11 protein-coding genes are annotated in these 12624 nt (G+C 61.1%); 5 read left to right on the top strand and 6 right to left on the bottom strand.

Features of this window, described 5'->3' with window-relative positions; all coding sequences use genetic code 11:
• Positions 1 to 11 precede the first annotated feature (11 nt).
• From Q5H94_RS14870 to Q5H94_RS14850, 5 genes are all read left to right on the top strand, one after another.
• Complete coding sequence (locus tag Q5H94_RS14870; protein ID WP_304562073.1) at positions 12 to 512, top strand: hypothetical protein; 501 nt, start codon at positions 12 to 14, stop codon at positions 510 to 512.
• A 132-nt stretch (positions 513 to 644) separates the two neighbouring features.
• Complete coding sequence (cysD, locus tag Q5H94_RS14865; protein WP_304562072.1) at positions 645 to 1583, top strand: sulfate adenylyltransferase subunit CysD; 939 nt, start codon at positions 645 to 647, stop codon at positions 1581 to 1583.
• A gap of 1 nt (position 1584) precedes the next feature.
• Entirely contained in the window at positions 1585 to 3498 is a 1914-nt protein-coding gene (gene cysN, locus Q5H94_RS14860; protein WP_304562071.1) for a sulfate adenylyltransferase subunit CysN, read from the top strand.
• A complete protein-coding gene (locus tag Q5H94_RS14855) occupies positions 3495 to 4241 on the top strand; it encodes a 3'(2'),5'-bisphosphate nucleotidase CysQ (RefSeq protein ID WP_304562070.1) in 747 nt (248 codons plus the stop codon). Before cysN ends, Q5H94_RS14855 begins: the two co-directional genes overlap by 4 nt.
• Positions 4242 to 4284: 43 nt before the next feature.
• Positions 4285 to 5334: a hypothetical protein gene (locus tag Q5H94_RS14850; RefSeq protein WP_304562069.1), complete on the top strand. Its 1050-nt coding sequence runs from the start codon at positions 4285 to 4287 to the stop codon at positions 5332 to 5334.
• 32 nt (positions 5335 to 5366) lie between these two features.
• Here the strand turns inward: Q5H94_RS14850 and Q5H94_RS14845 are convergent, their stop codons facing one another.
• The 6 genes from Q5H94_RS14845 to Q5H94_RS14820 all read right to left on the bottom strand — a co-directional run bounded on the left by Q5H94_RS14845 (position 5367) and on the right by Q5H94_RS14820 (position 12605).
• Positions 5367 to 6317: an SDR family NAD(P)-dependent oxidoreductase gene (locus tag Q5H94_RS14845; RefSeq protein ID WP_304562068.1), complete on the bottom strand. Its 951-nt coding sequence runs from the start codon at positions 6315 to 6317 to the stop codon at positions 5367 to 5369.
• A 5-nt stretch (positions 6318 to 6322) separates the two neighbouring features.
• Positions 6323 to 7486: a sulfotransferase family protein gene (locus Q5H94_RS14840; protein WP_304562067.1), complete on the bottom strand. Its 1164-nt coding sequence runs from the start codon at positions 7484 to 7486 to the stop codon at positions 6323 to 6325.
• Positions 7487 to 7521: 35 nt separating this feature from the next.
• Positions 7522 to 8568 carry a hypothetical protein gene (locus Q5H94_RS14835; RefSeq protein ID WP_304562066.1) on the bottom strand — a complete coding sequence of 349 codons (1047 nt, stop codon included), beginning with the start codon at positions 8566 to 8568 and terminating at the stop codon, positions 7522 to 7524.
• Positions 8561 to 9490 (bottom strand): SMP-30/gluconolactonase/LRE family protein, encoded by a 930-nt coding sequence (locus Q5H94_RS14830; RefSeq protein WP_304562065.1) that lies wholly within the window; start codon positions 9488 to 9490, stop codon positions 8561 to 8563. Before Q5H94_RS14830 ends, Q5H94_RS14835 begins: the two co-directional genes overlap by 8 nt.
• A gap of 165 nt (positions 9491 to 9655) precedes the next feature.
• A complete protein-coding gene (locus Q5H94_RS14825) occupies positions 9656 to 11257 on the bottom strand; it encodes a GMC family oxidoreductase (RefSeq protein WP_304562064.1) in 1602 nt (533 codons plus the stop codon).
• A 109-nt stretch (positions 11258 to 11366) separates the two neighbouring features.
• Complete coding sequence (locus Q5H94_RS14820) at positions 11367 to 12605, bottom strand: cytochrome P450 (RefSeq protein WP_304562063.1); 1239 nt, start codon at positions 12603 to 12605, stop codon at positions 11367 to 11369.
• Between the last annotated feature and the right edge of the window lie 19 nt (positions 12606 to 12624).

Here is a 12624-nt window from a genome sequence, read left to right as displayed (position 1 = left end):
AGGAGAGAGACGTGCAGGGTGGACCAAAAATCAAGCACCTCGACGACGTTCCGTGGGAAGAGATGCTGCGCTTTCGCTTGCGTGACGGAACCATCGCGTCGATTTGGGAAAAGTGGATCGAACTGTCGCCGCGCTACATCGCATTTTACAACAAATGGGATCCCGGCGCGATGACCGCGAACCACGGTCATCACGGCGATCACATCAATCTAATCCTTCAGGGCGAGATACGCTGTGGCGATATCGTGTGTCGCGAAGGCACGCATATCATGCTCGAATATGGCGACACGTTCGGGCCGTGGGTCGCAGGACCGGAAGGCTGTACGCTTTACGGGTTCGTCGCAGGCGAGGGCGCTTCCTTCCAGGGTGATCCGAAGCTTTGGCAAGAGTGCCTGGATGCCCATGGCGCGGAGATGCTGCCGGTGCCCATGCCCAAGCGAATGCCGCCCTGGTGGACCGCGAAGATGCGGACCTCCACGATGATCAACTGGGTCGCCGACGAAACCGACTAACGTCGAGCGGTAACAGCGAGGTCACACGAAATCGTATAGCCGAGTACTAGACTAAATAGTCAAATATCGCTATCGGAACGCTAAGCGGGCGGCCGTGAGCCGATGTCCGCGGACGTGAGAGGAGAGCGATGAATGAGTGTGACGGGTAACGCGGAGCTTAAACCGGAAAGCGGTTCCCTTACGCACCTTCAGCGACTCGAGGCGGAAAGCATCCACATCCTGCGCGAAGTGGTCGCCGAGTGCGAGCGGCCGGTCATGCTCTACTCAGTTGGCAAAGACAGTGCCGTAATGCTGCATTTGGCGCGCAAGGCGTTCTATCCCTCGCCGCCACCGTTTCCGCTCCTCCATGTCGATACGACTTGGAAGTTCAAGGCGATGTACGATCTGCGCGACAAAATGGCGGCTGAGAGCGGCATGGAACTGCTCGTCTACCAGAACCCTGAGGCGAAAGAGCGGGGGATCAACCCGTTCGATCACGGCGCGCTGCATACCGACATGTGGAAGACCGAGGGGCTGAAGCAGGCGCTCGACAAATACGGCTTCGACGCGGCTTTTGGCGGCGCGCGCCGCGACGAGGAAAAGAGTCGCGCAAAAGAACGTGTTTTTTCCTTCCGGTCCGCAAGCCACCGCTGGGATCCCAAGAGTCAGCGGCCTGAGCTGTGGAATCTCTACAATGCGCGCAAGAACAAGGGCGAGAGCATCCGCATATTCCCCATCTCGAACTGGACCGAACTGGACATCTGGCAATACATTCATCTCGAAGACATCCCGATCGTCCCGCTCTATTTCTCTGCACCCCGGCCGACGGTTGAACGCGACGGCATGATCATCATGGTCGATGACGACCGGTTCCCGCTGAAACCTGGAGAGGCACCGGTCACGCGCTCGATCCGCTTCAGGACGCTTGGTTGCTATCCGCTGACGGGCGCGGTCGAGAGCGAAGCCGCGACGCTGCCGGCAGTGATCCAAGAGATGCTGCTGACCACGACATCCGAACGACAAGGTCGCGCGATCGATCGCGACGCGGGCGACGCGTCGATGGAGAAAAAAAAGCAGGAAGGGTATTTCTGAAATGGCAACCGCGGTGGAAAACTCTTCCTATCAAGTCCAGGACCTTATCGCCGAGGACATCGACGCCTATTTGCTCCAGCACCAGCACAAGTCGCTGCTACGCTTCATCACCTGCGGCTCGGTCGATGACGGGAAGTCGACGCTGATCGGACGGCTTCTGTACGACAGCAAGATGATCTTCGAGGATCAGCTGGCAGCGCTGGAAAGCGATTCCAAACGGGTCGGCACGCAGGGCCAGAACATCGATTTCGCACTCCTCGTCGATGGTCTTGCTGCCGAGCGTGAGCAGGGTATCACGATCGACGTTGCCTATCGTTTCTTCGCGACCGAAAAGCGCAAGTTCATCGTCGCCGATACGCCGGGCCACGAACAATATACGCGTAACATGGTGACAGGAGCGTCGACGGCTGATCTTGCCGTGATTCTCGTCGATGCCCGCAAAGGCCTTCTGACCCAGACCCGGCGGCACAGTTATCTGGCGCACCTCATCGGCATCCGCAACATCGTGCTGGCCGTGAACAAGATGGATCTGATCGATTATGATCAGAGTCGCTATGATGCGATTGTCGAGGACTATCGGAGCTTTGCCGCATCGATCGGTATTGGCGCCTTCACGCCCATGCCGATCTCCGGTTTTATAGGCGACAACATCACCAGCCCGTCTGACAATACTCGGTGGTACACCGGACCCACGCTGATCCAGCATCTTGAAAACGTCGAGCTCGATGTGACGGCCGCCCGCGCCATGCCGTTTCGGATGCCGGTCCAGTGGGTAAATCGTCCAAATCTCGATTTTCGAGGTTTTTCGGGCCTGATCTCGGCCGGCACGATCCGGCCGGGCGACCCGGTGCGTATCCTGCCCTCCGGCAAGACCTCGACGGTCCGTCGTATCGTGACGCAAGGCGGCGATCTCGAATTTGCCGTTGCCGGGCAATCGGTGACGTTGACGCTAGCGGACGAGGTCGATTGCTCGCGGGGCGACGTCATCAGCATCGCGGAAAACCCGCCCGAAGTCGCAGACCAGTTCGAAGCGACGATTGTCTGGATGGCCGACGAAGCGATGCTGCCCGGGCGGCCTTATTGGCTCAAGCTTGCGACGCAGACGGTGACCGCCACCATTCAGGCACCGAAGTACCAGGTGAATGTGAACACGATGGAGCATCTTGCCGCCAAGACGCTCGACCTTAACGCCATTGGCGTTGCGAACCTGCAGACCGAGCGGCCCGTCATTTTCGAGGCCTATGGCGACAATCGCACGCTCGGCGGCTTTATCCTCATCGATAAGATCACGAATGCGACAGTTGCGGCCGGCATGCTGCACTTCTCGTTGCGGCGTGCGCAGAACGTGCACTGGCAGGCACTCGATGTCACGAGGGACAAGCACGCCGAGTTGAAGAACCAGAAGCCTGCCGTCCTGTGGTTCACCGGGCTGTCCGGCGCCGGTAAATCGACGATCGCCAACCTCGTCGAGAAGAAGCTTGTCCGCATGAACCGTCACACATTCCTGCTGGATGGCGACAATGTGCGGCACGGTCTCAATCGCGATCTCGGGTTCACCGACGCAGATCGGATCGAGAATATCCGGCGGGTCGGGGAGGTCGCGAAGCTGATGACCGACGCCGGCCTGATCGTAATCACCGCCTTCATCTCGCCGTTTCGCGCCGAGCGTCAGATGGTACGCGAAATGATGAAGTCCGGCGAATTCATCGAGGTGCATATCGATACACCCTTGGCCGAAGCGGAAGCCCGCGACGTGAAGGGCCTGTACAAGAAAGCGCGCGCCGGTGCCCTCGCGAACTTTACCGGTATCGACAGCCCCTATGAAGCCCCGGAAGCGCCGGAGATTCGCATCGACACGACCTCGCTCACGCCTGAGCAGGCTGCCGATCTGATCGTCGAGGAGTTGCTCAAATGAGCCCTGAGCTTGACACGGACCTTGCCCGCCAGATTGCCGAAACCGCCGGACGGATTTTGCTCGAATTGCAAAAATCCGGCCTGTTCGACGGCAAGGCGCTGGGTAAAGCGGGGGACCGGGTCGCGAACGCCTTCATCATGGAAGCGCTCGCGACGCAGCGGCCGGACGATGCGGTGCTGTCCGAGGAGGAAGCGAATGACTTGGCGCGGTGTGCGCAGAGCCGCGTCTGGATCGTGGATCCGCTCGATGGCACTCGCGAATATGGCGAGGGCCGAACCGACTGGGCGGTGCATATCGCACTGGCGATCGACGGACATCCGACGATCGGTGCCGTGGCGCTTCCGGGCCTCAACCTGACACTGTGTTCGGGTTCACCGGTGCTGGTTCCGCCTAGCCCCGACAGACTCCGCATGCTGGTCAGCCGCACCCGCCCGGCGTCGGAAGCCATTGCGATCGCCAACGCACTGGATGCCGAGCTCGTGCCCATGGGATCGGCGGGCGCGAAGGCGATGGCGGTGGTTCGTGGCGAAGCGGACATTTATCTGCACTCGGGCGGGCAGTTCGAGTGGGACAATTGCGCACCCGCCGCTGTCGCGCTCGCCGCCGGTTTGCATGTGTCGCGGATCGATGGATCCGCGTTGTCCTATAACAATGAGAATCCCTATCTGCCTGATCTGCTGATTTGTTCCAAACCCATTGCCGGTCAGATCATCGGTCTGCTCGCTCAAGCGGACGCCGCCTGAGAGTTGCCGTTGGAGCACCGCGCCTTATCGTTGGAGGATCGCCATGGCCCGCACGCATGATCTGAGTTCCGGTATCGACCGCGAACTCGAGAGAGCGCTCATCGAGCCGCCGATCGAGTCTTCAGCTTACGGCGAAAATCACGCTTTCTGGATTCACGACGAGCTCAGCGGCCTGCAAATAAACGGGCATCTCAACACCACGGACGATCTCGGTGATTTCAGCCTGCGGCTGGGCAAGTTGTCAGTGGCATTTCCCGACGGAAGAATTCTGCAGTCGCGCGAAGCGGGGCCTGGTACGACGGCTTCGACACCCGCTAGCGCCACTATGCGGTTTCGTTGCATCGAGCCATTCCGCCGGTGGAATTGCGATTACGCCGGTGTCATGCAGGACGTGACAATCGGCCGCAGCTATCTCACCGGCGCTCCGCTCGATCCGCCCCGCATCCCGGTCCGGTTCAGCATCGATACCCAGATGGTCGCACCGGCCTGGATGCAAGGCGCCCTCACTCCAGAGGGCCTGGGACCGGTCAAGGCGTTTATCGGCGGCGAGCGGTACGAGCAGTTGTTCAAACATACCGGAACGCTCGAAGTCGATGGCGTCACGGTCGCAGTGTCGGGCTTTGGCAACCGCACCCATCGCTACGGAACCCGCAATTTGGCTGCGGGACCGGGCGCCATGCGGATGCTCGGTCACGTTTGGTCCGCAGCCGTTTTTCCGAGCGGCGCCGCATTCGGTCTCCAGATCTTTCCTACTGTCGACGGCGGCATCCTGTGGGGAGAAGCCTTCACGGTGGTCGACGGCGCGCTTGCCAGAGCGGAAATTGTCGATGCCCCGTGGTTGCGGCACTACCGGCCCAACGGGGAAGGGTTCGCCATTCGGCTAAGGCGCTTCGACGGTGACGTGGTCGAGATCGAGGGCGAGACGTTGCTGAGCGTCCCAGGCATGATGATACCTGCCGCAACCGCGGGTGAGCAGATTCCGATCTTTCAGTCGGCGGTGCGGTATCGGCTCGGCGACGAGACAGCTGTCAACATGCTCGAGCGTTCGCTGCGCCGGAGCAGCATCGAAACCGGGGTAGGGCGCCCGCTATAGCGCACCGGCACCGCCCGCGGTGCCGCCAATCCTCAAGGCCGAATACCGAACCCATCGAGTAACGCTTCTGAAGTCTCCCAAAGGACCGCAGCGAGATCATCGTTCAGCACCGCAGGGTCGTAGCCAGACCAAGCGTGCGTGTTCTCGTCGACCGGCAATGCGGAAGCGCAGTCTTCCAGAATTTGGCCACTCCGGCCTGCGAGTTCGGGGGCAAGAGCGGCCCACACCGATGTGGCCGCGGCTTGCTCGACCGTCTTCATGACCGGGTTCGGGTTGCCATCGGCATCCACGAACCCGATCGCCTTGATCAGCGCGTCGCCGTGATACCGTTGCAGCCCGGTGCGAGCAGACCCGGGCAACACTGCATTGGCGGTCACGCGCGATCCGATCCGGCGCGTCCATTCCCGGCAAAACAGGAGATTGGCGGTCTTTGACTCGCCATAGGCTGCGAGGTCGTTGCGCTCGCGACGCTGCCACTGCAAATCGTCGGGCCGGAGCGGACGCCCTTTATGGGCTGCCGAACTCAGCACGACCAAACGTCCGCAGGCGTCGACCAATTGCTCCTGGAGCAATCGTGACAGAAGGAAATGCCCGAGATGATTGGTGGCGAACCGAACATCCAGGCCGTTCGCCAGATGCCATTCCGGCGTCTTCGAGACGCCGGCGTTGGCGACAAGAATTGCGAGTGTGTCGATATAGCCCGCAACATTTCGGGCAAACGCCACGACCGAAGCGACCTCCGCAAGATCGAGAGCGCCAACCCGAACATCGCAGCCGAACTCGGCACGCAATCCCGCGGCGAGCCCCTCGCTCGCAGCGGGGTTGCGAACGCCCAGGACCAGATTGCAACCCGCCGCCGCGAGGCCCCGGGCGGTTTCGATCCCGATGCCCGATGACGCGCCGGTGATCAGCGCCCAAGCGCCCTCCGATTCGATAGTCGAGCCGACTTCGACAGCGGTGCTGTGACGATCGAACGCCGGCATTTCTGCTACCGTGCCGGCTCTTCGAGCAAGTCCGCGAAGCGGTGACGGTATTCGGGCATCAACCCTTTCAGTGTCGCCGGATCGAGGCCAAATTCTTCGGGCGTATATTTGTGAGCGCCATGCTTGCCTTGCGGATTTTCGGCGATGTGGTGTTTGATCCGGTCCGCATGTTCCGACGAAAACGGCAAATTGAAATGGTCGTAAATGCGTTCCACCGTACCGACCGGGTTAAGCACCGTGTCTCGATAGGCGATGTCGATGACGCGGTTGTCGATCGCCTTATCCTGCCGCGCGATCGTCCCGCGCTCGAGATGCGCGCCAAACAATTCCAGCGCGAGCCGGCCGGTCTCCTTCTTGTCGATGTCCGGGCGAAGCATGGACTGGATCGTCCAGATCAGGCTCGCTACGGAGACGATCGTCCGCACGGGATCGCGGTGCGTCTGCACGATACAGGAATCTGGATAGACGCCGACAAGCTGCTCCATGTCGAGCAGATGCTGCGGTTCCTTCAGGATCCACCTTCCCTGGGGACCGCGCCATTGAAGTTGCTGCAGAGCGCGTTTGTGGGTGCGATAAACCCCCTCCGGTTTCGTTACCGAAAGCCAGTGCGAATATTCCGGAACATAGAAGCTTGCGACGAAGCGCGTGCAGACGAAGCTGAGCGAGAGAAAGCTCAGGCAATCCGCCGGCAGCGTCGCTCCCCAAGGGTGCATCGACCGCAGAATTGGCATGGCCTCGAGGCGCGCGTCGATTTCGGCTTGACACTCCGCGATGCGCGGATCGGTGGTGTAGGTCGCGGCTTCCGGCGCGGGCCAGGGGCGGGAGGACTCCCATTCGAGCGGCGCGCGCCCCGCCGGATCAAGCGCGCAAAGATCGTGCAGGATCGTCGTGCCGGTGCGCGGCAATCCCGTCAGGATCAACGGTCGATCGATTGTCTGCGCGACAATTTCTGGATGGAGCCGCTCGTCTTCGACAAAGCGGAGTCTGATGCTGAGCAAGTCGACGATCTGCCGTTCGAGTGCCGCGCTGCCCATCGCTGGAAGATTGGCGGTTGCCGCCGCGCCCAGAAGCTCGGCTAGACCGACTCGGAACGCTTGGTCCGTACCCCAATTTGTCAGTCCCGTCGCGGCCTCGGCGCGCTGCAGTACATCCTCCACACTCAATGCCATTTCGTCCCTCTCCTGAAATGATGTTTGCGCGCTGCTCAACCTGAAAGCTCACACATGCCGAAGCCTTCTTCGCCATCCCAGACGAAGCGCGCACACGACTGGCTCATGATTTTCGCGGCGTCCTTGACGAGGCCGTGCCCCAAGGCGAACGCTCCCGTTCCGCCGCCCGATTTGCGCGTGCCGCCCTGGTCGCTTCCCCAACCGCCAAGCGGGATCCATGTACTATGGAAATCCTCGCCTTCGATGCGGGCCGTCTGGCCCGAATATTCGAGTTCTACGATGTAGCGACGGTTGTCTGGATCACGTGACAAGCGCGGCACCGTTCGTGTCGCTGCGCGGGTGACAACGCCGTTATCGGCGACATAAGCTTCGTCGAAATATGCCTCGCCCTCGAGCGTGTAGAGGACCTTCAGGCCAAAGCCGCGGCCGCTCGGAAAAGAACCGGTCAACCATGCGTGCGAGCCCATCCCTGTGGTGTCGCGGGGTCCGCGAACGTGACCGCGAAGGCCCACGCCGTCGAAAGGAAAAGTCTCGTCACCGACGCGAAGTTGACCGACGCCCCGGATGATCTGCTCATACTTTCCCAGCATCGCCCCATCGCCGATCGCAGCTGGGCCCTGAAGGCTGAACGGCCCTGTCGAAAGCGGAATGATCCAGGGTTCGGTGAGGGTTTCTGCCTCTATGGCGACCTCGACCGCTGCCTCTGGACCGCTGCCGACGAAGCCGGCGCGTTCATCGGCTTCGTTTAAGCCGATCGCTGAACCCGACCACCGATAGTCCCAGCGCTCGAACGGCTCGACGCACCGATAGCGCAAGCTCGAACCGCCCGGTTCGCTGGCCTTGGTGTACTGCCCTTCGGAATGGGTGATGAACGTGCGTCCATCGGGGAGAAAGAGGCTCGCACGCTCCCGCGCGACACCGTCTCGGAGATAATAGAGATGCAGGTTCACGCCGAGGCGGCGGGCGCCATCGACCATCCAGACGTTATAGGTCTCGAAGGTTCCCGGATCGGGATGACCGGCAACGAGCGCCAGGTCGAGTTCCGGGTCCAGTCCGCCATTGTGACGCGATCGCTCAATCATCCTCTTGCTCCTGCAACGCGGCCGAGATCTGCCCAAGCTGATGAGGGAGGCGCAGCCCCGGCGTGTCCCATTCTGCGATCAAGACGACGCCGGCCTGGAGGCAGGTAACGTACGCGGTGCGCATGTCCGCGCCGCCAAAACAGATATTCGACGGGCCCTGCGCCGGTGTCGTAAAACGCTCGTCTTCACCTGACGGCGAAACCCGCACCACGAGATCGTTATGCGGACAGGCGACACAGATGCGGCCGTCGGCCTGCACCGCAAGGGAATCCATCGCCAGCGATGCGTCCTGAAAAATCAGAGCGCGATCGCCGAGAATCCCCGGTGCCGCTACGGGAAATCCCCACAGCATTCCCGTGCTCGTCTCCGACACATACAGTATTTTGCCGTCAGGGCTCAGGCCGACGCCGTTCGGCCGTTCGAGGTCGTGGCCGAGGTCCCGCACCGAACTTCCGTCCGGATTGGCATAATAGATCCGTCCACGGGCCGGGGTCGCTTGCCGCAGGTTTCCATAATCCGTGAAATAGAAACCGCCGGCGCGATCGAAAACGAGATCGTTCGGCGCGATGAGCGGCACATCCTTGCAGCGGTCATAAAGGGTGTCGAAGGAGCCGGTCTCCAGATCTACGACCTGCACACATCCTGCCGGAGGCGTGGCGAGATCGCCGTCCTTTCCCGCAGCAAGGCATGCGAGATCGGCACGCGATAGCCCGCCGTTATTGGCGACGTAGCAACGGCCATCCAGTCCGATAGCAGCTCCATTCGGGCCTTTGCCCAACTGTGCCACCAAGCGCGTTTCACCGTCTGGTGAGATCGCCGTGAGCCGACCGGCCAGCACTTCCACGCACAGCAGCTTGCCGTCCTGCGTCGCGACAGGCCCTTCCGCAAAAGACAAGCCTTCGGTCAAGGTGCGAAACCGCATGTTCAAAAGACGCTGCTTCGGATCGGCAATCCGCGCATCTCAATACTCTCCAACGCACGTCCTCGGCGTGGGACGGCTGGCACACCTTTCGTAATTTTAGACTAGGTGGTCAAATTGTTTTTTGGATTTTACATCGGGTGGCGAGAAACAAGAGGCGTGAGCCCGTTATCCACCCGCGAGCATCATCTTGCCGACATGGCGACCTGCGGCCATCGCAGGCGCATTTGTGTTGCCTGACGGGAGTTCTGGGAAGATCGACGTATCGACGACCCGGAGACCGGAGACGCCACGAACGCGCGCGCTCGGATCGACCACCGCCGCGTCATCGGAACCCATGCGGCAGGTACCCGCGACATGGAAAGCGGTCCCACCATTTTCCAGATAATAGTCTAGAAGTGCGTCATCGGTCGCGACCGCAGTGCCGGGCGCGAGCTCTTCGATAATCATTGGAGCAATCGCCGGCTGAGCGATGATCTTGCGGATATACCGGACCATGGCGACCGCTGTCGCGCGATCCTTCGGGTCGGCCAGGTAGTTTGCGATGATGACCGGCGCGGCATCGGGATCCGACGACGCGATCTGGACTTCGCCCTGCGACCGCGGGTGCATTGGATAGCCGCCGATCGTGAACCCCGGCTCGGAATCGAGTTCCAACCCTTTTGGACCTTTGCCCATCGAGTAAAGGCCGACGCCGATCTGGCAATCGGGGCGTGCGAGCGCCGGATCGGTCTTGATATAGCCGATCAGTTCCTGTGCCGCGTGAGTCATCGGCCCTGAATGGGCGACCGCGTAGCGCAGCACGTTCCATAGCAGTTTCATCCCAGAAAATTCCTGGTTCAGGCTGCCGCCGGTAACACGATATTTGGTCTGGAGATAAAAATGCTCGCGAAGGTTCTGACCGACCTGCGGCAGATCGTGGACGATTTCGATGCCCAGGCCCCGAAGAATACTCGCGTTGCCGATGCCGGAGAGCTGAAGCAGCTTCGGCGTCTGAATTGCGCCGGCCGAGACGATGATTTCCCGGTTCGCGACAATCCTGCGTTCGCCAGCCTTGTCGCGAACATCGATCGCTACCGCCTTGTTTCCCTCGAAGACAATGCGCAGCACGTCGGTGTCCGGCGAGACCGTGAGGTTGGAACGCGACATCGCTGGATGCAGAAAAGCCTTGGCAGCACTTTGTCGCCTACCGCGCCAGATATTGCGGGATTGATAGCCGATGCCACCCTCCGGCGAGGCGTTCGTATCGTCAACGCGCGGCGTACCCGCCTCCGCGGCCGCATCGATGACGGCTTCGCATAACTCGGCGCCTATCGCATCACGCGGATGTCGCGTCAGGCGAAGCGGGCCGCCGGCACCGCGCTCGGCCGAGGCGCCCAGTTCATGATCCTCCATCGCAATATAATGCGGCAGGATGTTACTCCACGCCCATCCCGTGCACCCCAGTTCGGCCCAGCGATCATAGTCCGAAGCGAAGCCCCGAGCATAAATCATGCCGTTGACGGAGCTCGATCCGCCGATGGCGCGCCCCTTCACCCAAACCTCGGTTCCGCGATTTCCGCCCTTGCTTACATCATAGGACCAGACGTGCGGATTTCCCGGCATGAGCAATTTCCCGATGCCGCGCGGCATATCGATCAGGAAACTGCTATCCATCGGCCCGCTTTCGACAACGAGCACCGAGTTCGAGGGATTGCTAGAAAGCTCCGACGCCAGAACGCATCCCGCTGAACCCGCTCCGATAATGATATAGTCCGCGCTTTCGGTCATACTCAGCAGGCCTAGCATTGCACGCGTGGACGCAGCGCACACGGGAAAACAGATCTAAACACTTGAGGCGCCTCCGGCGACAATCAAGCTCACTCGATATCGTAGGTGGTCAGGCGGCGTCCCATTCGAGCTCGAGATGCTCGACGCCGAACAGGCCACCATGCACCTGCACCGGAGAACCGGGCCGAATTCGCCAGGTCGGAACGCGTGCCAGCCATTCGTGAAGCGCAATCGACAGTTCGCGGCGTGCGAGGTGTGACCCCATGCAGAAGTGTGGGCCAAAGGAGAAAGCGAGGTGTCTCACGTTCTTGCGATCGAGATCGACCTCCATCGGCTCGTCGAACTCAGCTGGATCGAGACTACCGAGCGAATCGTTGATCGTGATCCAGTCGCCGGCCCTCATCTGAACGCCTGCCATTTCCAGATCGACCTTGCACATCCGATGGACCGTCACGACCGAAAATCGGCGGAGCATTTCCTCGATCGATTTATCGATTCTGTCCGGGTTCTCGCGAAGAAACGTCTGCTGCTCGGGGTTTTCGGCGAGGTGGCGGAAGAAGAATCCTAGCGATGCTGCAACGGTATCGAGGCCGCCCGCGAACAGGAGATAGAGGATGCCCATTACCTCGTCGTCGCTCAGGTCCTTGCCGTCGATTTGCGCCTGGACGACAAAGCTTGTCAGATCCCCGGTGGGATTTGCCCTGCGTTCGGAAGCGAGCGTTCTCAGGAAATCGCGAATGGCGACTGCCGCCGCAACGCGCCGCGCCATGTCGCCGGAGTGGAGCAGTTCGAACTCCCAGGTGACGAAAGTATCGTAATGCTCTTCGGGCAGGCCCATGAGCTGCATGAAAACGCCGATCGGGAATGCCCGGCCAAAGGCATCCATGAATTCGCACCCGCCCTTTGCACGAACCGCCTCAATGAGACGGACGGCGCGTTCCGTCACACCCGGAGTCAGTTTCGCAACCGCAGGGGGCGCCAGAAGTGGATTGAGCAGCTGCCGGAACTTGCCATGCTCGGGCGGGTCGAGTTCCAACGGGATCAAATCCCATTGCTCGCCGACCAGTCCCGAAAAGCCGGCCTCGCCCTTGTTGGAGAACAGGCTGGGCGTATTGAGCACATAGCGTATGTCCTCGGCGCGGGTCGGTACCCAGGAACCGCCGAACTGGGGGTTGGCGGGGTTCCAGAAAATGCGGGGCCCTTCGTGTAGGCGCGATGTCGCGGAGAACGGGCAGCGGCTCATCTCCGGTTCGCCGGCGAAGCTGAAGGGCTTTATCAGTTCGGCCGGAACGTGATCGGGGATATGGCCCATCGCGGGCCATTGCGGACTGGTCGCGGTATTTCCCATCATCTCTCTCCGAAATTCT

The sequence above is a fragment of the Sphingomonas immobilis genome (assembly GCF_030580995.1).
Lineage (GTDB): Bacteria > Pseudomonadota > Alphaproteobacteria > Sphingomonadales > Sphingomonadaceae > Sphingomonas > Sphingomonas immobilis.
The sequence above is the reverse complement of the archived record's forward strand: the minus strand, read 5'-3'. Positions and strand labels throughout refer to the sequence as shown.

What these genes read in the sequence shown, in the direction of transcription:
- cysD (WP_304562072.1), top strand. Translation starts at nt 645, where the DNA reads ATGAGTGTGACGGGTAACGCGGAGCTTAAACCGGAAAGCGGTTCCCTT.
- Q5H94_RS14830 (WP_304562065.1), bottom strand. Translation starts at nt 9,490, where the DNA reads ATGCGGTTTCGCACCTTGACCGAAGGCTTGTCTTTTGCGGAAGGGCCT.
- cysN (WP_304562071.1), top strand. Translation starts at nt 1,585, where the DNA reads ATGGCAACCGCGGTGGAAAACTCTTCCTATCAAGTCCAGGACCTTATC.
- Q5H94_RS14840 (WP_304562067.1), bottom strand. Translation starts at nt 7,486, where the DNA reads ATGGCATTGAGTGTGGAGGATGTACTGCAGCGCGCCGAGGCCGCGACG.
- Q5H94_RS14825 (WP_304562064.1), bottom strand. Translation starts at nt 11,257, where the DNA reads ATGACCGAAAGCGCGGACTATATCATTATCGGAGCGGGTTCAGCGGGA.
- Q5H94_RS14850 (WP_304562069.1), top strand. Translation starts at nt 4,285, where the DNA reads ATGGCCCGCACGCATGATCTGAGTTCCGGTATCGACCGCGAACTCGAG.
- Q5H94_RS14820 (WP_304562063.1), bottom strand. Translation starts at nt 12,605, where the DNA reads ATGGGAAATACCGCGACCAGTCCGCAATGGCCCGCGATGGGCCATATC.
- Q5H94_RS14835 (WP_304562066.1), bottom strand. Translation starts at nt 8,568, where the DNA reads ATGATTGAGCGATCGCGTCACAATGGCGGACTGGACCCGGAACTCGAC.
- Q5H94_RS14845 (WP_304562068.1), bottom strand. Translation starts at nt 6,317, where the DNA reads ATGCCGGCGTTCGATCGTCACAGCACCGCTGTCGAAGTCGGCTCGACT.
- Q5H94_RS14855 (WP_304562070.1), top strand. Translation starts at nt 3,495, where the DNA reads ATGAGCCCTGAGCTTGACACGGACCTTGCCCGCCAGATTGCCGAAACC.